The sequence below is a fragment of the Curtobacterium sp. VKM Ac-2889 genome, from assembly GCF_015350855.1.
In the GTDB taxonomy this organism is placed as follows: Bacteria; Actinomycetota; Actinomycetes; order Actinomycetales; family Microbacteriaceae; genus Curtobacterium; species Curtobacterium poinsettiae.
In genome coordinates this window covers 1-24,018 of the sequence record NZ_JADKSC010000007.1, presented here as the reverse complement: position 1 = coordinate 24,018, position 24,018 = coordinate 1, and the positions used below count along the sequence as shown (strand labels likewise).

Genomic DNA, 24,018 nt, shown 5'->3' with positions numbered 1-24,018 from the left:
TCACCGGCCCATCCCGATCACGATGCGTGCCGAGCCGGGGGCTCGCCCGGTGACGTGGACGTGCTCACCCCGCGGTCGGTCGGTCCCGCCGAGGAACGCGTAGTCCTGTCCCGGGGTGTAGCCCGCCGGCTGGCCCGGACCGGCGCCGTTGCCCGGACCGAACGTCACGACGTCGGAACCGACGCGGTAGCTGCCGGTCCCCTCCGCCAGGACCCGCTCCCCGGTGACGGCGTCGGTCTCGACGCCCGTGAGGGTCCCCCCGGTGCGGAACGTCAGCTGCAGGGACCACGGCACCTCGGCCCCCTCGGTCACGACGTCGAGGACGACGGCGTCCGGGGTCACCGCGACGTCGACGGTGGTGCTGAGGACCACCGTGTCGACGGACCTGGCGCCGAACGCCATGGCGGCGGAGAACCGACCTTCGTCGGCGAGCGGGTAGCGGCCGTCCGGCTGGCGAGCACTCGCGGGAAGCGGCTGGTGGTAGCCGGCGGACACGGTCTCGGTCAGCCGGAACCGTCCGTCGCCCAGGGACTCGAGCGCGGTCGGTCGGAACGGTCCGAGGCCGAAGAACTCCCGCGAGAGCCGCACGTCGGACAGCACGACCGACCCGACGACGACCCGCAGGAACGTCGGGCTGTTCGCCAGCCCCGACCGCACGTGGCCCTGGGCCGGGACGTCGGAACCGGCGAAGAGCACGACACTGCGGTCGGGCTCGCGGACGTGCACGAGCCGTGCGTCGGCGAAGGTGTGCACGGCCGGCGCCAGGGCGACGGGTTCCGGCAGTGGACGCCCGAGCAGTGGATCGGTCATCGACCGCGCGGCGACGGCGGCGGGCTGCCAGGTCTCGGCCACGGCGGCGCGGGCGGCGACCGCGGCCAGGTCGCCCCGGCCGTCGAGCACCGCGACGTGCCAGAGCAGCGGCGCCAACGGCCCGATCCCGAAGGGCTGTGACTGGTCCTGCCGTCGGGACTGCACGGTCTCGACGGTGTCGTCCGGCAGCAGGAGCGTGAGCGTGGCGTCGAGCGAGCGGCGCACCGGGTCGAGCAGGGCGGGGCGGTCGAGCACGGCGGCGAGCACCAGGAACGACGGCCCGGACACGGCGGACGCGTAGTTCGGGCTCCGCTCCGACCACAGACCGTCGGCGTCGATGTCCGGCCCTTCGGCCAGCCACGCGTCGATGCGGTCGAGCAGGGCCGCCGCCGGGTGGAGTCGGTGCACCCGGGCGAGGGCGGCTGCGATCTCCCACCGGTGGTTCGGGGTGTGCACCCCACCGGTGAGCAGTGCGGGGGTCGCCCGGTGCACGATCGCGTCGAGGTCGTCGGCCAGCGCGGCCGCTGCCGGCACCGTCGCCCGGTGCGGTGCGAGCAGTTCGAGGGCGTCGCAGACGTCGTTGACGGTGAACGCGGAGTCCGGCGGGGAGAGCACGTTGTCGCCGCCGACGAACGTGCCGCCGGGCGACTGCCGGGTCGCGAGGTGCCGGACCCAGCCTCGCGCGGTGGTGAGGTCGTCGTCTGCGGGGTGAGCCGGGCCTCCAGGCCGTTGCCGGACCCACGCACCGACCAACGCGAGCGCACGCGCCATCAGTTCCCGGTGCTGCAGCGTGGCCGGGTCGTCGTCGGCCAGCCGCAGGCGGGCGACCTCGGCGTCGGCGGCCGGGCCGGCCAGGTCGAGGAACCCCATCAGTCCTTCAGACCCGCGTTGAGGTCGGCGCCGTTCACGTACTTCTGGAACACCAGGTAGAGCAGCACGAGCGGGATGATCGAGATGACCGAGGCGCCGAGCAGGACCGTCCAGTTCACGTTCTCGGCACCGACGATGCTCTGCAGGGCGATCTGGATCGTGAACTGCTTCGGGTCGTTGAGCACCAGGAGCGGCCAGATGTAGTCGTTCCACCGCCACTGGAACGAGAAGATCGCGAGCGTCAGCATGATCGGGCGGGAGATCGGCAGCATGATCCGCCAGAAGATCCCGAACTCACTCGCACCGTCGATCCGGGCCGCTTCGACCAGGTCGTCCGGCACGGTGATGAAGAACTGCCGGAACATGAAGATGCCGGTGGCCGTGATCACCGACGGCACGATGATGCCGGCCAGCGAGTCGTACATGCCGAGGTCGCGGATGACGATGAACGTCGGAGCGAGGATCACCTCGGTGGGGAGCATCGTCGTGGCGAGGATGCAGACGAAGAACACCTTCAGCCACCGGTTGTCGTACTTCGCCAGCGCGTACCCGGTGGCCGCACTCGCCAGGACCGTCAGCACCGTGGTGACCAGGGCGACGATCACGGTGTTGCCGAAGTACTGGGCGAAGTCGTAGCTGGACCACGCCTCGGCGAAGCCCTCGACCGACCAGTTCTTCGGCAGCAGGGTGAGCGGGTACGAGAACAGCTCGCCGCCCGGCTTGAACGCGCTGAGCACGAACCACAGCACCGGGAACCCGAACGCGATGATGAACACCCAGAGCAGGGCCGTGGCGGCGATGGCCTGGGGACGCGGCGTGGCGTCCACAGCCTTCGAGCGGCCGGCCCGTCGGGCCCGACGGCCGCTTCCGGTCTTGTCGGTCTCGGTGGGGAGCGTGGCGGTCATCGACGGGACTCCGTCCGGCGGTTCACGGCCAGCTGGATCAGCGCGATGGCCATGAGGATGAGCATGAGGACCATCGACGCCGCGCTCGCGTAGCCGATGTGGGCGTTCTGGAACCCGTTCGTGTAGATGTACTGCACCAGCAGGTTGTTGTCGGTGCCGGGGCCGCCGCCGTTGAGCGCCTGCACGGTGGCGAACTCCTTGAACGCACTGAGTGACGACAGCAGGATCACGATGAACGACGTCGGCGCGATGCTCGGCAGGGTGATGTAGCGGAACTGGTGCCAGGCGCCGGCACCGTCGAGCGATGCGGCCTCGTAGTACGACTGCGGGACGTTCCGGATCGCGGCGACGAACAGCAGCATGTTGAACGCCGCCCCGGCCCACGCGGTGGCGAAGACGACGACCAGCAGCGACAGGTCGGCGTTCGACTGCCACGGGACGGCCTTGCCGCCCAGGGACTCGATGACGAAGTTGGCCAGCCCGAAGTTCTCGCCGAACATCCACCGCCAGATCACACCGGTGACGATGGGGGAGATGAGCCACGGAACGAAGAACACGATGCGGGCGACGCTCCGTCCCTTCGCCGCGGGGCTCGTGAGCATGAGCGCCATCGAGAGCGACAGGACGAAGCCGAGCGGCACGGCGACGATCGCGTACAGGAAGGTGCGACCGAGGGCGGCGTAGAAGGTGTCGTCGGCGAACAGTTCGAAGTAGTTCGCCAGGCCGACGAACTTCGGGTCGACGACGCCGTTGTAGTCGGTGAACGAGTAGCCGAGGCCGATCACGGCGGGCCACACGAAGAACACCACGAACAGGACGGCGTTCACGCTGACGAACAGGATCGGGGCGAGGACGGGCTTGCTGACGCCGGAGCGGCGGCGCTTCGTCGTCTTCGCGGCTCCGGGCCGGCGGGGCGGCACCGGGGTGGGGACGGCGGTCTGCACGTCACCGGCTGCGGTGGGGATGCTCACGATGATCCTCTTCGTTCGACGTGGTGCTGCTGTGGAAGGAGAGACAACGGGGCCGGACGCATGCGCCCGGCCCCGTTCCGTCACCCCACGTGCTCCTCGTAGTACTTCGTGATCGTGTCGAGCGTCTCCTTGGCCGACTGCTGCCCGTTGATGAGCTTGCCGACCTCGGCCGTGGTCGGGTCGGTGCCGATCTCCTTGCCCTCGACCGCCCACTCCGACGCTGCCTTGGCGTACGAGCTCGAGATCGGGTCGGCCGCCTCGATCTCCTTCTGGTACAGCGCGAAGGAGTCCTTTGCTGCCTGCGACTTGAAGGGGTAGGTGATGTCCAGCCCGGACTCGACCGGCAGGAACCCGTTGGTGGTCACGAGCTTCGCGTAGTTCGTCGGGTCGTACATGTAGTCGATGAACTTCTTCGCCGCGGCGCCGCGGGTGTCGGAGTTCTCGAACCCGACGATGTTGCCGCCGTAGTTGATCTCGGTGGCGTGGGTCGGGTCGGCCGGGGTGGCGGCGCTGGCCCAGTCGAAGTCGGTGATGTTCGACGCGAAGTCCGACGACTGCCAGACACCGGAGAAGTACGCCACGACCTGGCCGCTCTTGAACAGGGCGTTCGGGTCCTGGCCGCTCGTCCACACCGACTTCGGCATGACCGAGTCGTCGTTCATGTCGGCGAAGTCCTGCAGGGCGTCGACGGTCTTCGCGTCGGTGGGGAAGGAACCGTCCTTCTCCTGCTGCATGAAGTCGGTGCCCTTGGTGAACATGTAGGCCCGCAGGCGCGACGGCGACGAGTCGAAGACCAGGTCGTACTTGGCGCCGGTGTCGGCCTTCACCTTGTCGGCGGCGTCGAGGAACTCGCTCCACGTCCACGCCTTCGCGGGGTCGGTCGGGTACGCGACGCCGGCCTTGTCGAACAGCGACTTGTTCACGAACAGTCCGGCCGCGGTGACGTCGGACGGGATCGAGGTGACCTTGCCGTCCTTGTCCTTCGCGATGAGGTCCTGGTCGATCCCGTTCGCCTTGTCGCTGACGATCGAGGCGAGGTCGACGGTCTTGCCGCTCCAGATCGGGTCGATGCCCGCGGCCCGCACCACGTCGGGCAGCGAGTTCGCCTGCGCCGACTCGCGCAGCTTGGTCTGCAGGCCGTCGTACGGCAGGTTCACGATCTTCACCGCGACGCCGGTCTGCTTCTCGTAGGCGGTCGCGAGGTCCTGGTAGCCCTTCTCCTGCGCGGACGAGGTGGAGAGCCAGAAGGTCAGCTCGTCCACCTTGCCGCCGTCCCCGGACCCGCCGGAGGCGCAGCCGCTCAGGAGCGCGAGCGCGGCGATCCCGCCGGCGAGTGCGAGCATTCTCTTGGATGACTTCATCGTCACTGCTTTCGTTCGGGACCACGTGCATGTGCCGTGGGCGAGCGTTCGGGGTGTCTCGGCCGAGGACCCCAGGTCTACACGACCCCCGCCGTTCTGGCAAGCGCTTTCCTGAGGGTTGTTCTGACAACGTGACCTGTGGTCTCGACGGCGTGACCGGCCGCTCGGAACCCCGCCCTGGTCGGCGGGAAATCGCTATCCTCGCCACAGGCCGCGCACGGCGCGGACCCTGACTGGAGGCACGACATGCCCGAGCGAGGCACCGTCACCCTGGCCGACGTGGCCGAGCGGGCAGGGGTGTCGCTCGCGACCGCCTCGCGGGCACTCAACGGCAGCACCCGCAAGGTCCGGCAGGAGTCGGTGGACCGGGTGCGCGCCGCCGCCCGGGCCCTGCGCTACACCGCCAACGTGCAGGCGCAGGCCGTCGCTCGGGGGTCGACCACGACCCTGGCGCTCGTCGTCGGCGACATCGCCGACCCGTACTTCGCCGCGATCGCCGCCGGCGCGATCCGCGCCGCCGACGACGCCGGGCTCGTCGTCACGATCACCTCCACCGGCGGCGACCCGTCGCGCGAAGTGGCGGTGCTCGACGTGGTCGCCGGACTCCGCCCGCGAGCCGTCGTGCTGGCGGTCAGCCGTCGGCTCGGGATCGGCTCCGGATCCGCGACGGGCTCCGGCCCGTCCGAAGTCGCGGCGGCGGTCGGTGGCCTCGTCGCCGCGGGGGCGGGGGTGTCGGCGCTCGTGTCCGACCTGGACGGAGCCGCAGCGGGCGTCCCGGGCGTGCACGGCGTCGTGATCCGCAACCTCGGCGGGGCCGCGGCGCTCGCCGGGGCACTGGTCGAACAGGGGCACGACTCGTTCGCCGTGCTCGCCGGGGACCCGGACCTCGTCACCGCGCACGCCCGGGTCGAGGGGTTCGTCGCCGGCCTCGCGGCCCACGGTCTGCGCGTGCCCGACGACGACGTGGTGCCCTCCGAGTTCACGCGCGACGGCGGGTACCGGGCGATGGTGTCGCTGCTGGACCGAGCTGCCGAGGGTGGGGCCGCGGTGCCCCGGTGCGTCTTCGCGGTCACCGACCTGATGGCCGTCGGGGCGGTCGCGGCGATCCGGGAGCGCGGGCTCGTGCCCGGGGTGGACGTCGGCGTCGCGGGGTTCGACGACGTGCGGATGCTCGCCGACGTCGTGCCGGCGCTCAGCACGGTGCGGCTGCCGCTCGAGGAGATCGGCGAGCGGGCCGTCCGCCGTGCGCTCGGGCTCGAAGCCGACGGTGCCGTCGACGGCGAGGTCGTCCTGCGCGCCAGCACCGCCCGCTGACCTCGCCACCGCGCACCCCGTGGTGTACGGTTCCGGCAAGCGCTTTCCACGACGACGGAGAGCGGGCCACAGCGAGCAAGGGAGCACGCGTTGACCACCACGCGCACCATCGGCATCATCATGAACGGCGTCACCGGGCGCATGGGCTACCGGCAGCACCTGGTCAGGTCGATCCTGGCGATCCGCAATGACGGCGGCCTGCTGCTGCCCGACGGCACGCGCGTGCAGCTCGAACCGATGCTCGTCGGTCGGAACGCCGCGAAGCTCGAGGAGATCGCGACCCGGCACGGCCTGCAGCACTGGACCACCGACCTCGACGCCGCCCTGGCGGATCCCCGCTGGCAGGTCTTCGCCGACTTCGCCGTGACGAGTGCCCGTGCCGACGCGCTCCGCCGCGCGATCGCCGCCGGCAAGGCCGTCTACACCGAGAAGCCGACGGCCGAGACCTCCGCCGAGGCCCTCGAACTCGCCCGGCTCGCGGCCGAGGCCGGCGTCCCGAACGGGGTCGTGCACGACAAGCTCTACCTGCCCGGGCTGCGGAAGCTCCGTCGCCTGCTCGACTCCGGGTTCTTCGGCCGGGTGCTGAGCGTCCGCGGCGAGTTCGGGTACTGGGTGTTCGAGGGGGACTGGCAGTCGGCGCAGCGCCCGAGCTGGAACTACCGCCGGCAGGACGGTGGCGGCATCGTCGTCGACATGTTCCCGCACTGGAACTACGTGCTCGAGCAGCTGTTCGGCCGCGTCGAGTCCGTCTACGCCCGCGCGGTCACGCACATCGAGCAGCGCACCGACGAGCAGGGTGTGCCGTACCCGGCGACCGCCGACGACGCCGCGTACGGCGTGTTCGACCTGGCCGGCGGCGTCACGGCGCAGATTAACTCGAGCTGGGCGGTCCGGGTGGACCGTGACGAGCTCGTCGAGTTCCAGGTCGACGGCACCGACGGCAGCGCGGTGGTGGGGTTGTTCGGGTGCCGCATCCAGCCCCGCACGGCGACGCCGAAGCCCGTCTGGAACCCCGATCTGCGCGACGACGCCGACTACCGCAGCCAGTGGCTCGAGGTCCCCGACAACGAGGTCTACGGCAACGGGTTCCGCGCCCAGTGGGAGGACTTCCTGCAGGACCTCGTCGCCGGGCGCCCGCACCCCTACGACCTGCTGTCCGGTGCCCGCGGCGTGGCGCTGGCGGAAGCCGGTCTGCGTTCCAGCGCCGAGGGCCGGCGTGTGGACCTGCCGGAGCTGACCCTGCCCGCCGGGGCTGAGCCGCGCCTCCCGGTCGAGACGCCGGAGGTCGCCCAGCGCACCGAGACCATCGGGGCGTCCGCATGACGCACCTGACCCTGCTGGCGCCCGACGGCACCACGAGCCGGACGCCGCTGGGCGCACCTGCCGTCGACGCCACTGCCGTGCCCGCGGCACCGCTCACCGAGCGCATCGTCTACGCGGCCGCCCACGTCGTCCCGCGCACCGCCGCCGACAACACCCCCGGAGCCCCGGCCGACCTCGACTGGGACGCCACCCTGGCGTTCCGCCACCACCTGTGGTCGTGGGGGCTGGGTGTGGCGGACGCGATGGACACCGCGCAGCGGAACATGGGACTGGACCCGGCGGCGACCCGCGAGCTCGTGACGCGCTCCGCCCGCGAGGCGCAGTCGGTCGGCGGCCGCATCGTCGTCGGCGTGAACACCGACGACCTGCCCGACGAACCCGTCACCGAGCAGCAGGTCGTCGACGCCTACGCCCGGCAGCTCCACCACGCCGAGGACGCCGGGGCGGGCGTGGTCCTGATGGCCAGCCGCCACCTGGCACGACTCGCGCTGGACGATCCGGACACCTACCGCCGCGTCTACCGTCGGGTCGTCGAGCGGGCGAACGCCCCCGTCGTCCTGCACTGGCTGGGGGAGGCGTTCGACCCCGCCCTCGCCGGGTACTTCGGCGGGCACCGGGGTCCCGACACGGTGCTCGACATCATGCGCGACGCCGGGCCGGTGATCTCCGGCATCAAGATGAGCCTGCTCGACGCGACGGCCGAGGTGGCACTCCGCGCCCGGCTGCCCGAGACCGCCCGGATGTTCACGGGCGACGACTTCCACTACGTCGACCTGATCGCTGACCGCGACGGCGTGCACTCCGACGCCCTGCTCGGGGCCTTCGCCGCGATCGCACCGCTCGCCTCGGCCGCTGTGCGTGCCCTGCCCGACGAGGCTGCCTACCGCTCGTTGCTCGGACCGACCGAGGCCCTGTCCCGACACCTCTTCAGTGCCCCCAGCTGGCACTACAAGACCGGCATCGCGTTCCTCGCCTGGCTGAACGGGCACCAGCCGGCCTTCGCCATGGTCGGTGGCCAGCACGCCGGCCGCTCGCTGTCGCACCTGTCCGAGACGGTCCGGCTCGCGAACGCCTGCGGCGCCCTGCAGGCCCCGGACCTCGCCGCCGCGCGCTGGCACGCCCTGCTCGCGGTCAACGGGGTGGCGACGACCGCCGGGAGGCCCGCCCCACCCGCCGTCGACCGCACCGCAGCCGGGGTGGTCGCGTGAGCACGCCGTCCGGCACGGCCGCGCAGGTCGGTGCACCCGTGCCGGTGGCGCCGGGGTCGCCCGCGCCGCACCCGCGGCTGTCCGTCAACCAGGCGACGATCAAGTACGCGACCCTGCCCGAGGCGCTCGACACCGTCCGCCGTGCCGGGGTCGGGGCGATCGGCACCTGGCGCGAACCCGTCGCCGAGCTCGGGCTCGCCGAGGCCGTGCGCCGGGTGGCCGACTCCGGACTCCGGGTGTCGTCGCACTGCCGTGGCGGGTTCTTCACCCTGCCCGAGGGGACCGCACGCCAGCGGGCACTCGACGACAACCGCCGGGCGATCGACGAGACCGCCGCCCTGGCCGCCGCGGGTGCTCCGGGGTCGGCGCCCGTCCTCGTGCTCGTCGCGGGCGGCCTGCCAGCGGGCTCGCGCGACCTCGGCGGTGCGCGTGCGCGGGTGGCGGACGCCCTCGCCGCCCTCGTGCCGCACGCACGCGACACCGGCGTGCAGCTCGCCGTCGAACCCCTGCACCCGATGTACGCCGCCGACCGCGCCGTGGTGTCGACGCTCGCGCAGGCCCTCGACCTGGCGGCCCCGTTCCCGGCAGCGGCCGTCGGCGTCGTCGTCGACACCTTCCACGTCTGGTGGGACCCGGCGCTCGCGGCCTCGATCGCCCGCGCCGGTGCCGCCCGCCGGATCGCGTCGTACCAGGTGTGCGACTGGACCACCCCGATCGCGGCCGACCCGCTGCTCTCACGCGGCTACCCGGGCGCCGGGCACGTCGACTTCGGGCCGGTGACCGATGCGGTGATGGGTGCCGGCTACTCCGGCGACGTCGAGGTCGAGCTCTTCAACCAGGCGATCTGGGACACCCCGCCCGCCGAGGCCGTCGCCCGCGTCGTGGCGTCCTTCGCCGAAGCGGTCCCGCTCCCGCGCTGAGGCGGGCGCTGGCCCCCCCCCGCACGGTGCGGGGCGGGCGCGCCCCGGGCCTCCCGTCCGCCCTGATCGTGAGCACAGGACGTCGGGCCGGCTCGACGGACCCGACCATTCCTGCTCACGAAGCGGGCGCGAGCGCGCGCGACCGCGCACGAGTCCTACTCGTCGGCGGGCAGCGGCTCGGCGTGCTCGATGCGGGCGCTCGCCGTGGCCATGTGCTCGTCCATCGCGCGCTGCACGGCGGGCACGTCGCGGGCGCGCAACGCCTCGAAGACGGCGCGGTGCTCGTGGAACGCGGCCTCGGTCGCCTGCCGGGTCTGCACGCGGCGCGCGACCCACACGCTCAGCATCGAGCGCAGACTCTGCAGCAGGTCGGCGAGCACGTCGTTGCCGGACGCCCGTGCCAGCAGGACGTGGAAGCGGACGTCGGCGTCGATGAAGGCCTGCGGGTCGTCGAGCGTCGCCTCCTGCCGGACCAGGTACTCGCCGAGCTCGGTGATCTGCTCGTCGGTGGCGCGCTGCGCGGCGAGGATCGCGGCCGTGCGCTCCAGCGAGGACCGGATCTCGAGCAGTTCGCGGGTGCGGTTCGACGCGAGCATCAGACCCCACGACAGGGTCGTCGGCAGCAGGTCCGAGGTGCCGCCGCGCAGGTACGTGCCCGATCCGGGTCGGATCTGCACGATGCCCAGGATCTCGAGGGCGGCGAGGGCCTCGCGGACCGCCGAGCGACCCACGCCGAGCCGCTCGGACAGGACCCGCTCCGCCGGCAGCCGCGACCCGGGGGCCAGCTCGCCGGCGGTGAGCAGCGACACGAGCTGTCGGGCGACCACCGAGGCGGGTGACCCGACGGGCACGGACTCGAGTTCGAGTCGGATGTTGAGGGGGTCGTCCGGGCTGAACGCGGGCATGCAGTGAGCGTACCGGTCGGTCAACCGGTTGCGGCGGGAGCAGTGCCAGCGCGCCGGGCGGACGGCCTCGTCCGAGCCGACGCGCGAAATGGTCAACCGGTTGACAAGTTGATCGAGCGCGACGCACACTGGATCAGGCGCACCGATGCGCCCGCTCCCGATCCGCGCAGCAGCCCGGACCACCCCGACGCAGCCGACCGGGCAACCCGGCGCAGCAGCCGGGCGGAGTCGTACCACCCCCACCGAGCAGGAGTCATCGTGGACATCCCCGCCACGCGAGGCATCCCCACCTCGGTCGTCGAGAAGACGGCCATCCGCAAGATCGCGATCCGCATCGTGCCGTTCGTGGCACTGATGTTCTTCATCAACTTCCTCGACCGCACCGCGATCTCCTTCGCCGCCCCCAACGGCATGGAGGCCGACCTCGGCCTGACCGCCGCCCAGTTCGGCTTCGCGTCCGGTGTGTTCTTCATCGGCTACCTCGTGCTCGAGGTGCCGTCCAACCTCGCGCTGCACAAGTTCGGCGCCCGGATCTGGCTCGCCCGCATCATGATCACGTGGGGCATCGTGTCCCTGCTCTTCACGTGGGTGCAGAACTACCCGCAGCTCGTCGGTCTGCGCTTCCTGCTCGGCATCGCCGAGGCGGGGTTCTTCCCCGGCGCGATCCTGTTCCTGTCGACGTGGGTCCCGGCTCGCCACCGCGGCAAGATGCTCGCGCTGTTCTACCTGGCCCAGCCGCTCACGAGCGTCATCGGTTCCCCGCTCGCCGGCTGGCTGATGACCCACGAGGGGATCCTCGGCGGCCTGGCCGGCTGGCGCTTCATGTTCCTCTGCGTCTCGATCCCGGCGATCATCGTCGGCGTCCTGTGCCTCTTCGTGCTCAAGGACAAGCCGTCGCAGGCGAAGTGGCTCGACGAGGACGAGAAGGTCTGGCTGGAGACGACGCTCGCTGCCGAGAGCGCGGCGAAGGGCGGCGGCGACGGTCACGGCAAGGGCGGCCTGCGTGCGGCCTTCGGCTCCGGCCGCGTCTGGATGCTCGCCGCCGTGTACTTCGGCTTCATCTACGGCCTCTACGCACTCAGCTTCTTCCTGCCGACGATCATCGACGGCTTCCAGGAGCAGTTCGGCACCACGTTCGACCTGTTCCAGAAGGGCCTCATCACGGCCATCCCGTACGTGCCGGCCGCGGTCGTCCTGTACTTCTGGTCGCGTGACGCCTTCCGTCGTGGCGTCCGGGTCTGGCACATCGCCGTCCCGGCCCTGGTCGGCGGTCTGACGATCCCGGTCGCGCTGTACATGAACAGCCCGGCGGCCACCGTCGCCGTCATCGCGATCACCGCGTGTGCGATCTTCGCGGCCCTGCCGAACTTCTGGACGGTTCCGACGCAGTTCCTGACCGGTGCCGCCGCAGCCGCGGGGGTCGCCCTCATCAACACCGTGGGCAACCTCGGTGGGTTCGCCGCCCCGTACATCACGGGCGCGGTCAGCGAGTGGACCGGCGGGTACCAGGTGCCGATGTTCATCGTCGGGTTCTTCATGGTGCTGTCGAGCGTGCTGATGTTCGTCCTCGGCCGGAACACCAAGCGCAACGAAGCGGCCGCCGCCGCCGCCGCGACCGGAGCCGAGACCGCAGCCGCGGCCACGGACGGACCGACCGCCATCGCGAAGGAGGCCGGCGCATGACCCGCCTGTTCAACGACCCGGCGGACTTCGCCGACGAGATGGTCGACGGCTTCGTTGCCGCCAACCGCGCCCGGGTCCGCAGGGTGCACGGCGGCGTCGCCCGCTCCACCACCAGCCCCGAGGGGACCGTCGCGCTCGTCGTCGGCGGTGGCTCCGGCCACTACCCGGCCTTCGGCGGCCTCGTCGGGCACGGCCTGGCTGCCGGTGCCGCGATGGGCAACCTGTTCGCCAGCCCCAGCGCCCAGCAGGTCACCGCCGTGGCGAAGGCGTCCGAGCACGGCGGCGGCGTACTGCTGAGCTACGGCAACTACGCCGGCGACGTCCTCAACTTCGACGCCGCGGCACGGGCGCTCGAGGCACAGGGCATCGACGTCCGCACGGTCCGCGTGACCGACGACATCGCCTCGGCGCCCGCCGACCAGGCGCACCAGCGCCGCGGCATCGCGGGTGACCTCTGCGTGTTCAAGGTGGCCGGCGCGGCCGCGGAACGCGGCGACGACCTCGACGCGGTCACCGCGATCGCGACCCGCGCCAACGACCGCACGCGCAGCTTCGGTGTCGCCTTCTCCGGCTGCTCCCTGCCCGGCGCCGACGAACCGCTCTTCACCGTCCCCGAGGGCCGGATGGCCATCGGCATGGGCATCCACGGCGAACGCGGCATCGCCGAGGCCGACGTCCCCACCGCGGACGGCCTGGCCGACCTGCTCGTCGACGAGCTGCTCACCGAGCTGCCGTCCGGCGTCACAGCGGACGGTGCGCGCGTCGTCCCGATCCTCAACGGCCTCGGCTCCGTCAAGTACGAGGAACTCTTCGTCGTCTTCGGTGCCGTCCAGCGGAAGCTCACCGAGGCCGGCATCGTCGTGGTCGAGCCCGAGGTCGGCGAACTCGTCACCAGCTTCGACATGGCGGGCGTCTCGCTCACCCTGTTCTGGCTCGACGACGAACTCGAGCAGCTCTGGGCCGCGCCCGCCGACGCCCCCGCGTACCGCAAGGGCGGCGCCGTCCCGCAGCAGCCGCTGCCGGCCGAGGTGCTCGAAGCCGGCGTGGTGGTGCCCGTGACGCCCGGCACCGAGGAGTCCCGGGCCGCAGCAGTCCGCGTCGCGGGCGCCGTCTCCGCGATCCGCGCCACGATCGACGACCACGCCGACGAGCTCGGCCGCATCGACGCCGTCGCCGGCGACGGCGACCACGGCATCGGCATGCAGCGCGGCTCCACCGCCGCCGACCGTGCGGCACAGGACACCGCCGCCCGTGGCGCCGGCGCCGGTTCGGTCCTCGCGATCGCCGGTGATGCCTGGTCCGACAAGGCCGGCGGCACGTCCGGTGCGATCTGGGGTGCTGCCCTGGAGGCCATGGGTCGCGTCCTCGGGGACGAGTCCCGTCCGACATCCGCCACCGTCCAGAGCGCGGTGCACGCCGCCACCGAGGCCGTCCTGGCATTCGGGGCCGTCCCCGGCGACAAGACCATGGTCGACGCACTCGTGCCGTTCGACCAGGTCTTCTCCGCCCGGGTGGACGCCGGCGACGAACTCGTCGACGCCTGGTCGGCCGCGTCGGCCGCAGCGCAGACCGCGGCCGACGCCACGGCCGACCTGTTGCCCCGGATGGGCCGTGCACGCACCCACGGTGCGGACGCCGTCGGCACCCCGGACGCCGGCGCGGTCTCGTTCGCGCTGATCACCGCCGCGGTCCGCTCGACCATCGCCCTCCCCGCCTGACCCCCACCACGAAAGGCACACCCGCATGAGTGAGCAGCAGTTCCGCATCGTCGTCGGTTCGGACGACGCCGGCTTCGACCACAAGGAGGCCATCAAGGCCGACCTGGCGAAGGACCCCCGAGTGGCCTCCGTGGTCGACGTGGGCGTGGACGCCGACGGCCACACGGCCTACCCGCACGTCGCCGTCGACGCCGCCCGTCTGGTGGCGAACGGCGAGGCCGACCGCGCGATCCTGGTCTGCGGCACCGGCCTCGGAGTCGCGATCGCGGCGAACAAGGTCCCCGGCATCCGCGCCGTGACCGCGCACGACTCGTTCTCGGTCGAGCGCTCGATCCTGTCGAACGACGCCCAGGTCCTCTGCATGGGGCAGCGCGTCGTCGGGGTCGAGGTCGCGCGCCGGATGGCGAAGGAGTGGCTCGGCTACACCTTCGACCAGACCAGCGCGAGCGCGTCGAAGGTCCAGGCCATCTGCGCCTACGACGGCTCCGCGCCGGTGGGGACCGACGCCTGATGACCGCGACCGCGGCGGCCGCCCCCGTGACGATCGGGGTGTCGCTCAAGATGTACTTCTCGCACGCCCGGACGCTCGAGTGGGCGGCCGCCGTGGCCGACATCGCCCGGAGCCACCCGGCGGTGCGCTCCGGCGCGGTCGAGCTCTTCGTGGTGCCGACGTTCCCGTCGCTCGTGCCGGTGCGTGCGGTGATCGGGGACGCCCCCGTGACGCTCGGCGCGCAGGACCTGGCGTGGGCGGACGAGGGCGCGTTCACCGGCGAGGTCTCCGGCGTGGAGCTCCGGGAGATCGATGTCGACCTCGTCGAGATCGCACACGCCGAGCGACGCTCCCTGTTCCACGAGACGGACGACGAGATCGCGGGGAAGGTCCATGCAGCGTTCCGCAACCACCTGCGCCCCCTGATCTGCATCGGTGAGGCCGCGCGCGCCGCCGCCGACGACCCCGCGGCCGCGATCGCCGAGGTCACCGCGCAGCTCGACCGGTTCACCGCCACGGCCACCGCCGACGGTCTCGCCGGACCGCTCATCGCCGCGTACGAGCCGGTGTGGGCGATCGGTGCCCCGCAGCCCGCACCCGACGAGCACATCGTCGCGGTGCTCGGTGGGATCGAGCAGCACCTGGCGACCCGGCCGGAGCTCGCCGGCTCCGTCGCGATCTACGGCGGCAGTGCCGGTCCGGGCCTGCTGACCCGCGGTGCCGGACGCATCGGCGGCCTGTTCCTCGGCCGCTTCGCCCACGACCCCGAGGCGATCCGCACGATCCTCGACGAAGCCGAGGCGCTGGCCGCGACGCAGGACGGAGCACCGGCGTGACCTCCCTGCTCGGCCTCTCCACCTACGCCTACTTCTGGCGCATGTCCGACCGCGTGCCGTCGCCGATGTCCCTCGACGACGCCCTGCGCGACGCCGCGACCCACGACGGCGTCGATCTCTTCCAGATCTGCGACCACCTGCCGCTCGACACCGCGACCGATGCGCGCCTGGCGTCGATCCGGTCCCTGGCCACCGACCTCGGTATCACGCTCGAGGTCGGCACCCGTGGCACCCGGCCGGAGCACCTGGCCCGGTACCTGCACGTCGCGCAGCAGCTCGGCGCGACCCTCGTCCGGAGCATGTGGACGAGCGGCGACGACCAGCCCGACGCGGCCGAGACCGGACGACGCCTGCGGCAGGCGCTCCCCGCCTACGAGCGCGCGGGCGTGACCCTCGCGCTGGAGACCTACGAGGTCGTCGCCACCGCCGACCTCGTCGCCGTCGTCGAAGCGATCGGCTCCGACCACCTCGGCATCTGCCTCGACCCGGCGAACACCGTCGCCCGGCTCGAACACCCGGCCGACGTCGTGGCGATGACCGCCCCGCACGTCGTCAACTGGCACGTGAAGGACGCAGCCTTCACCCGCTCACCGGGCTGGGTCGGGTTCCAGTACACCGGCGTCCGCACCGGTGCCGGACTGCTCGACCACGACGCCGTCCGCGCCGCGATCGAGCCCGACGCCCGGGGGATCAACCGTGTCATCGAGTTCTGGCTGCCGTGGCAGGACGAGCACGCCGGCGCCGAACCCCTGCCGGGGGAGACCCCCGCACAGACCACCACGCGCATCGAGGCGGCGTGGACCGAACACACCATCGAGTACATCAGGAGCAAGGAATCATGACCGACACCGTCACCACCCCCCACACCGTCGCTGCCGGATCCGGCACGGCCGACGTCACCGTCGCCGTGATCGGTGCCGGCGGCAAGATGGGCACCCGCGTCTCGAACAACTTCGCGAAGAGCGAGTACACGACCCTGTACAGCGAGGCCTCGCCCGCCGGCCAGGAGCGCATCCGGGCCCTCGGCCGCGAGATCACCGACAGCCTCGACGCCGCGAAGGCCGCCGACGTCGTCATCCTCGCCGTGCCCGACGTCCTGCTCGGCGCCGTCTCCGAGCAGCTCGTCCCCGTGATGCAGCCCGGCGCCACGATCCTGACGCTCGACCCCGCCGCCGCCTACGCCGGACTGCTCGCCAAGCGCGAGGACGTCCACTACGCCGTGGCGCACCCGTGCCACCCGTCGGTGTTCCTCGAGCGCACCACCAAGGCCGAGTGGGACGACACCTTCGGTGGCATCGCCGCCCCGCAGGAGGTGATCGCGGCCTTCGACGCGTCGGAGTCGCTCGGCGACCAGGACGAGCGCGCCAAGGCCGTCGCCGAGGCCGTCATCACCACCATGTACGCGCCCGTCATCCAGGTGCACTGGGTGACGGTGAAGCAGCTCGCCGTGCTCGAGCCGACCCTGGTCGAGACCATCGCCTGCATGATCGGCGACTTCCTCAACGACGCCCTCGAAGAAACGGTCACCGGTGTCGGCGTGCCCCGCGAGGCCGCCCGCGCCATGCTCCACGGCCACACCTGGATCGCGCTGACGAACGGCCTGCGCGGCTCGAACCCGTTCTCCGACGCCTGCCACATCGCGATGGGCTACGGCCGCGAGAAGCTCATCAAGGAGGACTGGAAGCAGGTCTTCGACGACAGCGAGCTCGACTCGGTCATCGCGAAGATGCTGAAGATCGACGCCGTCCGGCGCTGATCACCCGCGGTCCCCACGGACCGGAACGCCCCGCCGACCCCCTTCCGGCGGGGCGTTCCCCGTGCCGCCACGGCTGCTCCTCGCCAGCCGCCCTGGAGGCCCGGTCCGGCCCCGTCAGACCGTCTCGCGCCCGGCGAGCAGTGCGCCCAGCGCTGCGGCGCCGCCCGCCGCGTCGGGCACGGTCACCATCCGCGCCTGCCCGCCGCGGAGCCGTGCGACCAGCCCCGGCCCGGACCGCACGACGTAGGCGACGCCGCGGCCCGAGATCCGGTAGCCCCAGCCACCCCACTGCCCGGGGGACACCTGCTCCCACCCGCACGACTCGATGCGCTCCAACGGCACCCGCATGAGCGGGATCCTCGTCCACGTGGACGTGAGCCGCATGCCCCGTCGGTCGACCGTGAGCTCCACCCGCGCCAGCACCAGCACGGCGAGCCCCGCGAGCACCATGGCCAGACCGGACACGACCGCCGTGGTCACGCCCGCCGACACCGTCCAGACCGCGGTCCCGACGCCGAGCAGCACGACGAGCGCCCCGAGCAGCGCGAACAACCGGCTGCCGACGCGTGCACGCCAGGCCACCCGGGTGTCGGGCCCGACGGTCAGGGGTGCGACGTCGTACGCCGGCACGGGGGCAGCGACCCGGAACAGTGCGAGCACGGGGACGGTGGCGACCACCACGGCGACGAGCAGGAACGGCACCGTCCACCACGGGGACAGGGTGCCGTCGCCGGCCGTGTTCGTCCAGGCCAGCAGGACCCAGGCGGACCCGAGGGTCCCGGCCAGCAGGTTCGCGACGAGCAGCACGGTGGCCGCGGTCCGCTTGTCGTGCCACCGCAGCGCGCCCATCGCGAGCCCGACGGCCATGAGCGCCACCGTCAGGGTGACCCAGAACGCCGTCCAGGGGGAGCCCCAGCCGTCCGCTGTGCCGTCCGTCCGGAAGTGGATCGCGATCCGTGACGGCATGGCGGGCGCCGCGAGGACCGCGGTGAGCACCAGTCCCACCGCGACCAGGAGCCCTGGTGCCACCACCGCCAGCCGTGTGCCCGTGGTCATCGGTCGTGTCGTCATCGTGCCCCCTTGATCATCGTGAACAGGTCGTCGAGCGGGACGCCGAGGGTGTCCGCCTGGTCGCGCAGCTCGTCGACGAGCGTGCGCAACCGGTCGAACGAGGCGTTGCCCGACCGCAGGACCGTCGCACCGCGGCCACGCCGCAACTCGATCAGTCCGTCGTCCTGCAGCAGCGCGTAGGCGCGCAGGACAGTGTGCATGTTGACGTCGACCGAGGCCGCGAGGTCGCGCGCTGCGGGCAGTCGCTCGCCGTTCCGGAGCTCGCCGCGGGCGATCGCGTGACGGATCTGGGTGGCGACCTGTTCCGCCAGGGTCGCGCGGGCCCCCGGGTCGACGGTGATCAACATGTTCGCATTCTATGCGAACAATCCCGCTCGCCACCAGGGGTCACCCGCCCGTCGAGACCCTGCTCGGACGCCGTTTGGCCGCGGAACGCAGGACGCGGTTCCGGCGGGCTCCGGCACGCGTACCGTCCGTCGCGATGACCGAATCGACCACCACCAGCACCCCGTCGAACTACGAGTCCGCCGACGGGGTGGACCCCCTGCGCGTCACCACCTACCGACAGGTCCGGAAGGCCGCACGCCGCGGGCACGCACTGCCCGGCGAGGTCGGCGAACCGTCGCTCGCCGACCTCGTGAACGCCCGGAAGAACGGCATCGCCGAGTCCCGCTGACCCCGCGTGGCCGTGCGTGCGGGCGGGCGACCGGTCAGCCGTGCGCGACGGACTCCACCAGCGCGTCGAGCGCCCGGTCGAGTTCCGGCAGCGTCACGGCGCCGTAGCCGAACACGATGCCCGCCGGTGCGCTGCCGGGCGCGAGCCCGTACTCCTCGAGCGTCGCCACTCGTACCCCGGCGTCCGCCATCCGCTCGGCGACGTCGGCCCCGGTGGTCGGACCCGACCACGTGACCACCGCGTGCAGTCCGCCGTTCAGGGCACGGGCCTCCAGTCCGGTGACGTCGTCGAGCCGGGCCGCGATCCGGGCTCGGCGATGCGCGTAGTCGCGGCGCACCCGACCCAGGTGCCGCCGCAGCGCACCCGTGCGCAGCAGGTGGGCCAGTGCCGCCTGCACCGGCTCGGCGACCACCGCGCCGCGTGCACGCCGCGCCGACAGCACCGCCTCCGCCACCCGTGCACCGATCCCGGCACCTGCTGCGGAGGGCAGGACGACCCAGGCGCACCGCAGTCGCGGGTCGAGCGTCTTCGAGAACCCGCCGACGTGCAGCACCACGCCCTCGGCGTCGAGTGCGGCCAGCGCGGGCACGGGCGTCCCGCGATGCCGGAACTCCGAGTCGTAGTCGTCCTCGACCACCACCGTGCCGGTCGCAGCCGCCCAGGCGAGCAGCCGACGGCGCCGGGCCACCGGCATCACCGAGCCGAGCGGGTACTGGTGGGTCGGACTGACCAGCACCGCGTCGACCGGCCCCGCAGCCTCGAGCGCGTCGAGGTCGAGGCCGTCCTCCCCGACCGGGACGGCGACGAGGGTCCCGCCCGCGCTCGTGATCGCCCGGTGCCCGGTGCGGTAGCCGGGGTCCTCGACGCCGAAGACGGGTGGACGACCCAGCAGGCTCCGCAGCGCCTCGGTGATCAGCGACAGCGCCTCCGAGGTCCCCGCGGTCACGAGCACCCGGTCGACCGTCGTCGTGAACCCGCGGGTCAGGCCGAGCTGGGCGACGACCTGTGCCCGCAGCTCGGGGGAGCCGAGCGGCTCCGCGATCGCGTTCCGGAGCGGTGCCGACGCCGCTGCGCGCCAGGCGGCCCGCCAGTCCCGCTGGGGGATCGCGGTCACGGCGGGGATGCCCGGCCGGCAGTCGATGCGCACCGCGGGCGACGGATCGGCCAGGACGGCGTCGGCGGCGAAGGCGACGGGCGAGCCGGGCCCGGCGCCGCCCGCCACCGACCCACCCGGCGTCCGGCCGTGCACGTCCGCCGCGACCCGGGCCACCGCACCGTGCCGCGTGCGCAGGTACCCCTCGCCGTCGAGTTGTTCGTACGCCGCGACGACGGTGCCGCGCGCCACCCCGAGCTCTGCCGCCAGCGCACGCGTCGACGGCAGTGGATCGCCCTCGCGCAGGGTGCCGTCGTGCACCGTCGCGCGGACCCGGGCCACGACACCGGACACCTTGCTCGACTGGTCCACCGTGATCACTCCGAACTGGTCCACGCATCGGACCACTGGCGACCCTAGCGTGAGCGCATGCCCACCCCGAACGCCCAGCCGCACCCCACGGAACCCGCCGCCGACGGTCCCTCGCTCCGCGTCCGCCGCCTGCGCGACCGCCAGTCCGACGACCCGGGAGTCCTCGACGCGATCCTCGCCGAGGCCCACGTCGCGCACGTCGGCATCGTCCGCGGCGGCCACCCCGTGGTCCTGCCCTTCCTCTGCGCCGTCGGGGACCTCGGCGACGGCCCGGTCATGCTGCTGCACGGCTCGACCGGAGGCGGCCTGTTCCTCGACGCCGGGGCCGAGGGTGTCCCGGTGGCCGCGACCGTCACCCACCTGGACGGCCTGGTGTTCGCCCGCTCCACCAACGACAGCTCCGCGAACTACCGCAGCGCGATGATCGCCGGCCGCGCCACCGTCGTCCCGACCGACCTGCGTGCCGAAGCGCTCTGGCAGGTGGCGGACCACCTCATGCCGGGTCGCCGAGCCGAGGTGCGCGAGATGACCGCGAAGGAGGTCCGCGCCACCCAGGTCCTCCAGCTGCCCCTCGACCGCGCGAGCGTCAAGGTCCGTGCGCACGGGGTCGGCGAGGACCCGGCCGACGGCGAGGACCACACCGTCTGGGCGGGCGTCCTGCCACTTGCGGTCCGCGCCGGTGTCCCGATCTCGGGGGACATCTCGGGGGACAGTCCGGTGGACGCGTCCGTCCTCGCGCTGTCGGCTCGCCTCGACCGTCTGGCCGCCGACCGGGAGGCCCGGATCGCCGCCGCCATGCGGGTCGCGTCGGTCTGAGCCCGTCCCCACGGCCGCACGCCGGCTCCGGAACAGCCGTGCGCGTCGTCGGAGTGGCCTGCGAGCGGTGATCGTTCCTGTGACCAGCTGCAGGAACACTCCGGCGCTGCCCAGCCGCGGACACCGTCGTGACCAATACGTTACTTTCCGGACCGCCGAGTGGTCCCGACCCGGAAGGACCCATGGGACGCCACACCCTGCCTGCAGCAGCCGACGACCGTCAGCCCACGCGGACGCACACGCACCCCGCGCGACCGCACACGCACCCCGCGGCCGATCCCGCGCCGCTGACGCCGGACACGCAGCAGTCCCGTCCCCGCGGACGCCGCTCGGCCCTCGGCCCCGCAGCCGCCCGTTCCACCTTCGTCGAGCACCCGAAGCCGGCCCGGACCGTGCGGATGCAGCCGCGTCCCGCCCCCGTCGCGTCGTCGGCCGGCAGCGCGGTGCTGAGCCGGACGGCCACCCTGCGTGCCGAACGAGCGCTCGACCCGCGGCACATCCGTCGTTCCGCGAACGCGAAGCGCGCCGCGATCCTGCTGGCCCCCGCCATCGCCGTGACCTCGAGCCTGACGCTCGCCCTGCCCGCGAACGCCGACACGCTGCCGGTCGACACCCGCTCCGGCACGACCACGGCACAGGACGCCCAGACCTTCACGGTGGCGCACGACGTGCAGGTCCCCGTGGTCTCGACCGACGGCATGACCACCACCACGACGATCGTGTCCTACCCGACGCTCGACCTGCGGTTCGGGGTGACGACGGCGCAGGCACAGTCCGCGTTGTCCGCCGCGCTGTCGGCCGGCGGCGACCGGGCCACGATCCTGGCGACCGCCCTGCAGTACATGGGGGACCCGTACGTCGAGGGCGGCGCGAGCCACGAGGGCATCGACTGCTCCGGGCTCACGATGGTCGCGTACCAGGCGGTGGGGATCCAGCTCGTGCACTACGTGCCGACGCAGGACGCCGTCGCCACCACGATCCCCGAGTCCGAGGCGTTGCCGGGCGACCTCGTCGTGTACGACGACGACGACCACGTCGGCCTGTACCTCGGCCAGGGGCTCGTGCTGCAGGCACCGCACCCGGGCGAGGTCGTCGACATCGTCCCGATGTACTCGGCGGCGCACCACTTCGCCCGCGTCCTGCCGGCCGGCAGCTGACCCGGCGGACCGCGCTGGGGGCCTGGTGGTGACCTGCAGGACCACCCGGACGGGGCGTCCCCACGGATCACGGGCCTCCCGTATCCTGGAGTGATGGCTTCCGACACCCGCACCCCGTTCGAACAGCAGCAGTCTGCTCGTCCGCAGGTGCGCCCGCGCACCGAGGGCTGGAAGCAGGCCACCGACACCGACGGCCGGCCGCTCCTGCAGTTCGCGTCGCCGAAGCGTGGCAAGCCGCCTGTGCACCTGGCCGACCTGACGGCCGAGGAACGCGAGGCCCGCGTCAAGGAGCTCGGTCTGCCCGGGTTCCGCGCCAAGCAGCTCGCGACCCACTACTTCCAGCACTACACGTCCGACCCGGCCAAGATGACCGACCTGCCCGCCGCCCAGCGGGAGCAGCTCGTCGCCGGGATGCTGCCGCCGCTCCTCACCGAGACCCGGCGGCTCGCGACGGACAACGGCGACACCATCAAGTTCCTCTGGAAGTTGCACGACGGCGCCCTGGTCGAGTCGGTCCTGATGCGGTACCCCGGCCGGATCACGCTGTGCGTGTCGTCCCAGGCCGGGTGCGGCATGAACTGCCCGTTCTGCGCCACCGGCCAGGCCGGGCTGACCCGCAACATGTCCACCGCCGAGATCATCGAGCAGATCGTCCGGGCCAACGCCGCGATCGCCGCCGGTGAGCTCGGGGGCGATCCCCGCAAGGGCGGCAACGACCGCGTCGACGCCGAACGCGTGACGAACATCGTGTTCATGGGCATGGGGGAGCCGCTCGCGAACTACAAGCGGGTGATGGACGCGGTGCGGTTGATGGTCGCGCCGCAGCCGAACGGCCTCGGCATGAGTGCCCGCGGCATCACGGTGTCGACCGTCGGCCTCGTGCCGGCGATGATCAAGCTCGCGGACGAAGGGATCCCGCTCACCTTCGCGCTGTCCCTGCACGCCCCCGACGACGAACTCCGCGACGAGCTCATCCCGGTGAACTCGCGCTGGAAGGCCGACGAGGCGATCGACGCCGCCCACAACTACTACGTCAAGACGGGCCGTCGTGTCTCGATCGAGTACGCGCTCATCAAGGACATGAACGACCACGCCTGGCGAGCCGACCTGCTCGCCGAGAAGCTGAACAAGCGTGGCAAGGGATGGGTGCACGTCAACCCGATCCCGCTCAACCCGACGCCGGGCTCCGTCTGGACCTCGTCCGAGGTGCACGTGCAGGACGAGTTCGTCCGCCGACTCAACGCCGCCGGCATCCCGACGACCCTGCGTGACACCCGCGGCAAGGAGATCGACGGGGCGTGCGGGCAGTTGGCCGCGGCCGAGTAGGTCGGTCCGGTCAGTCGGTCCGGTCCAGTTGGTCTGGTCGTCTGGTCGTCTGTTCATTCGGAAGGCACGGTGCGGGTTCGCACCGTGCCTTCCGTCGTTCCCGGGGTGCGTCCACCCCGTCGATCACCGGAAACCCGGGGGACAGCTCCCGTTCACCGGAGTGCGACACGCCCGGGAGGAAGGACGGTTGGCGGGCCCCCTGGGGCCTGTGTAGAGTAATCACTCGTTGCCGCTGAGGCGGAGAACGGAACGGCCGAGACGGTCACAGGGTGCAAGCCCTGGATGCGCAGTCCGGACGGGGTCCCGCTCAGGCAACATCCCCCGAAGAAATCGAAGTGATTCGATGTGTCTGACGGTGGAACAAGACGAATGCCTCTCTGGCGGAATCCTTTTGTGGGTCGAGCGGGGAGTGCGTCTGGTCCTTGAGAACTCAACAG

22 protein-coding genes are annotated in these 24,018 nt (G+C 72.3%); 14 read left to right on the top strand and 8 right to left on the bottom strand.

Annotation, left to right across the window (positions count from 1 at the left end; all coding sequences use genetic code 11):
- The 4 genes from ITJ50_RS17080 to ITJ50_RS17065 all read right to left on the bottom strand — a co-directional run bounded on the left by ITJ50_RS17080 (nt 1) and on the right by ITJ50_RS17065 (nt 4,917).
- Nucleotides 1-1,680: a hypothetical protein gene (locus ITJ50_RS17080; RefSeq protein ID WP_194590991.1), complete on the bottom strand. Its 1,680-nt coding sequence runs from the start codon at nt 1,678-1,680 to the stop codon at nt 1-3.
- The gene (locus ITJ50_RS17075; protein ID WP_228501045.1) at nt 1,680-2,585 is read right to left on the bottom strand and encodes a carbohydrate ABC transporter permease; all 906 of its coding nucleotides are present in this window, start codon (nt 2,583-2,585) and stop codon (nt 1,680-1,682) included. Before ITJ50_RS17075 ends, ITJ50_RS17080 begins: the two co-directional genes overlap by 1 nt.
- Nucleotides 2,582-3,556, bottom strand: a complete 975-nt coding sequence (locus ITJ50_RS17070; RefSeq protein WP_197068670.1) for a carbohydrate ABC transporter permease — start codon at nt 3,554-3,556, stop codon at nt 2,582-2,584. Before ITJ50_RS17070 ends, ITJ50_RS17075 begins: the two co-directional genes overlap by 4 nt.
- 80 nt (nt 3,557-3,636) lie before the next feature.
- Nucleotides 3,637-4,917, bottom strand: a complete 1,281-nt coding sequence (locus ITJ50_RS17065) for an extracellular solute-binding protein (RefSeq protein ID WP_042540490.1) — start codon at nt 4,915-4,917, stop codon at nt 3,637-3,639.
- 246 nt (nt 4,918-5,163) lie between these two features.
- Here ITJ50_RS17065 and ITJ50_RS17060 point away from each other — a divergent pair, with 246 nt between their 5' ends.
- The 4 genes from ITJ50_RS17060 to ITJ50_RS17045 all read left to right on the top strand — a co-directional run bounded on the left by ITJ50_RS17060 (nt 5,164) and on the right by ITJ50_RS17045 (nt 9,682).
- Nucleotides 5,164-6,231, top strand: coding sequence for a LacI family DNA-binding transcriptional regulator (locus ITJ50_RS17060; RefSeq protein WP_042540409.1), 1,068 nt, complete (start codon nt 5,164-5,166; stop codon nt 6,229-6,231).
- Between the two features lie 120 nt (nt 6,232-6,351).
- The gene (locus tag ITJ50_RS17055) at nt 6,352-7,554 is read left to right on the top strand and encodes a Gfo/Idh/MocA family protein (protein WP_194590998.1); all 1,203 of its coding nucleotides are present in this window, start codon (nt 6,352-6,354) and stop codon (nt 7,552-7,554) included.
- Nucleotides 7,551-8,762, top strand: a complete 1,212-nt coding sequence (locus tag ITJ50_RS17050; protein WP_194590990.1) for a DUF993 family protein — start codon at nt 7,551-7,553, stop codon at nt 8,760-8,762. Before ITJ50_RS17055 ends, ITJ50_RS17050 begins: the two co-directional genes overlap by 4 nt.
- Before the next feature lie 44 nt (nt 8,763-8,806).
- On the top strand, nt 8,807-9,682 hold the full coding sequence (locus ITJ50_RS17045) for a sugar phosphate isomerase/epimerase family protein (RefSeq protein ID WP_194590997.1): 876 nt from the start codon (nt 8,807-8,809) through the stop codon (nt 9,680-9,682).
- Nucleotides 9,683-9,837: 155 nt separating this feature from the next.
- Here ITJ50_RS17045 and ITJ50_RS17040 read toward each other — a convergent pair whose 3' ends face one another.
- Entirely contained in the window at nt 9,838-10,587 is a 750-nt protein-coding gene (locus ITJ50_RS17040) for a FadR/GntR family transcriptional regulator (RefSeq protein WP_017885798.1), read from the bottom strand.
- A 258-nt stretch (nt 10,588-10,845) separates the two neighbouring features.
- Here ITJ50_RS17040 and ITJ50_RS17035 point away from each other — a divergent pair, with 258 nt between their 5' ends.
- The 6 genes from ITJ50_RS17035 to ITJ50_RS17010 are packed head-to-tail and all read left to right on the top strand — an operon-like array spanning nt 10,846 to nt 17,070.
- Entirely contained in the window at nt 10,846-12,270 is a 1,425-nt protein-coding gene (locus tag ITJ50_RS17035; protein WP_194590989.1) for an MFS transporter, read from the top strand.
- A complete protein-coding gene (locus ITJ50_RS17030) occupies nt 12,267-13,988 on the top strand; it encodes a dihydroxyacetone kinase family protein (protein ID WP_194590988.1) in 1,722 nt (573 codons plus the stop codon). The genes ITJ50_RS17035 and ITJ50_RS17030 overlap by 4 nt, the downstream gene beginning before the upstream one ends.
- A 25-nt stretch (nt 13,989-14,013) precedes the next feature.
- Entirely contained in the window at nt 14,014-14,499 is a 486-nt protein-coding gene (locus tag ITJ50_RS17025) for a ribose-5-phosphate isomerase (RefSeq protein ID WP_042540403.1), read from the top strand.
- Nucleotides 14,499-15,314: a triose-phosphate isomerase family protein gene (locus ITJ50_RS17020; protein WP_194590987.1), complete on the top strand. Its 816-nt coding sequence runs from the start codon at nt 14,499-14,501 to the stop codon at nt 15,312-15,314. The genes ITJ50_RS17025 and ITJ50_RS17020 overlap by 1 nt, the downstream gene beginning before the upstream one ends.
- Nucleotides 15,311-16,156: a sugar phosphate isomerase/epimerase family protein gene (locus ITJ50_RS17015; protein ID WP_323749921.1), complete on the top strand. Its 846-nt coding sequence runs from the start codon at nt 15,311-15,313 to the stop codon at nt 16,154-16,156. The genes ITJ50_RS17020 and ITJ50_RS17015 overlap by 4 nt, the downstream gene beginning before the upstream one ends.
- Nucleotides 16,153-17,070 carry a phosphogluconate dehydrogenase C-terminal domain-containing protein gene (locus tag ITJ50_RS17010; protein WP_194590986.1) on the top strand — a complete coding sequence of 306 codons (918 nt, stop codon included), beginning with the start codon at nt 16,153-16,155 and terminating at the stop codon, nt 17,068-17,070. The genes ITJ50_RS17015 and ITJ50_RS17010 overlap by 4 nt, the downstream gene beginning before the upstream one ends.
- Before the next feature lie 114 nt (nt 17,071-17,184).
- Here ITJ50_RS17010 and ITJ50_RS17005 read toward each other — a convergent pair whose 3' ends face one another.
- Nucleotides 17,185-18,141 (bottom strand): DUF1648 domain-containing protein, encoded by a 957-nt coding sequence (locus tag ITJ50_RS17005; RefSeq protein ID WP_228501043.1) that lies wholly within the window; start codon nt 18,139-18,141, stop codon nt 17,185-17,187.
- Entirely contained in the window at nt 18,138-18,488 is a 351-nt protein-coding gene (locus ITJ50_RS17000) for a GntR family transcriptional regulator (RefSeq protein WP_017885790.1), read from the bottom strand. Before ITJ50_RS17000 ends, ITJ50_RS17005 begins: the two co-directional genes overlap by 4 nt.
- Before the next feature lie 134 nt (nt 18,489-18,622).
- On the opposite strand from ITJ50_RS17000, the gene ITJ50_RS16995 reads away from it, so the two are divergent.
- Entirely contained in the window at nt 18,623-18,817 is a 195-nt protein-coding gene (locus tag ITJ50_RS16995; RefSeq protein ID WP_017885789.1) for a hypothetical protein, read from the top strand.
- A 34-nt stretch (nt 18,818-18,851) separates the two neighbouring features.
- Here ITJ50_RS16995 and ITJ50_RS16990 read toward each other — a convergent pair whose 3' ends face one another.
- Entirely contained in the window at nt 18,852-20,306 is a 1,455-nt protein-coding gene (locus tag ITJ50_RS16990) for a PLP-dependent aminotransferase family protein (RefSeq protein WP_194590985.1), read from the bottom strand.
- 33 nt (nt 20,307-20,339) lie between these two features.
- Between ITJ50_RS16990 and ITJ50_RS16985 the strand changes: the two genes are divergently transcribed.
- From ITJ50_RS16985 to rlmN, 3 genes are all read left to right on the top strand, one after another.
- Complete coding sequence (locus ITJ50_RS16985) at nt 20,340-21,098, top strand: pyridoxamine 5'-phosphate oxidase family protein (protein WP_056073357.1); 759 nt, start codon at nt 20,340-20,342, stop codon at nt 21,096-21,098.
- Between the two features lie 182 nt (nt 21,099-21,280).
- Nucleotides 21,281-22,255, top strand: coding sequence for a C40 family peptidase (locus tag ITJ50_RS16980; RefSeq protein ID WP_056073354.1), 975 nt, complete (start codon nt 21,281-21,283; stop codon nt 22,253-22,255).
- Nucleotides 22,256-22,348: 93 nt separating this feature from the next.
- Nucleotides 22,349-23,581, top strand: a complete 1,233-nt coding sequence (gene rlmN / locus ITJ50_RS16975) for a 23S rRNA (adenine(2503)-C(2))-methyltransferase RlmN (protein WP_017885785.1) — start codon at nt 22,349-22,351, stop codon at nt 23,579-23,581.
- Nucleotides 23,582-24,018 lie beyond the last annotated feature (437 nt).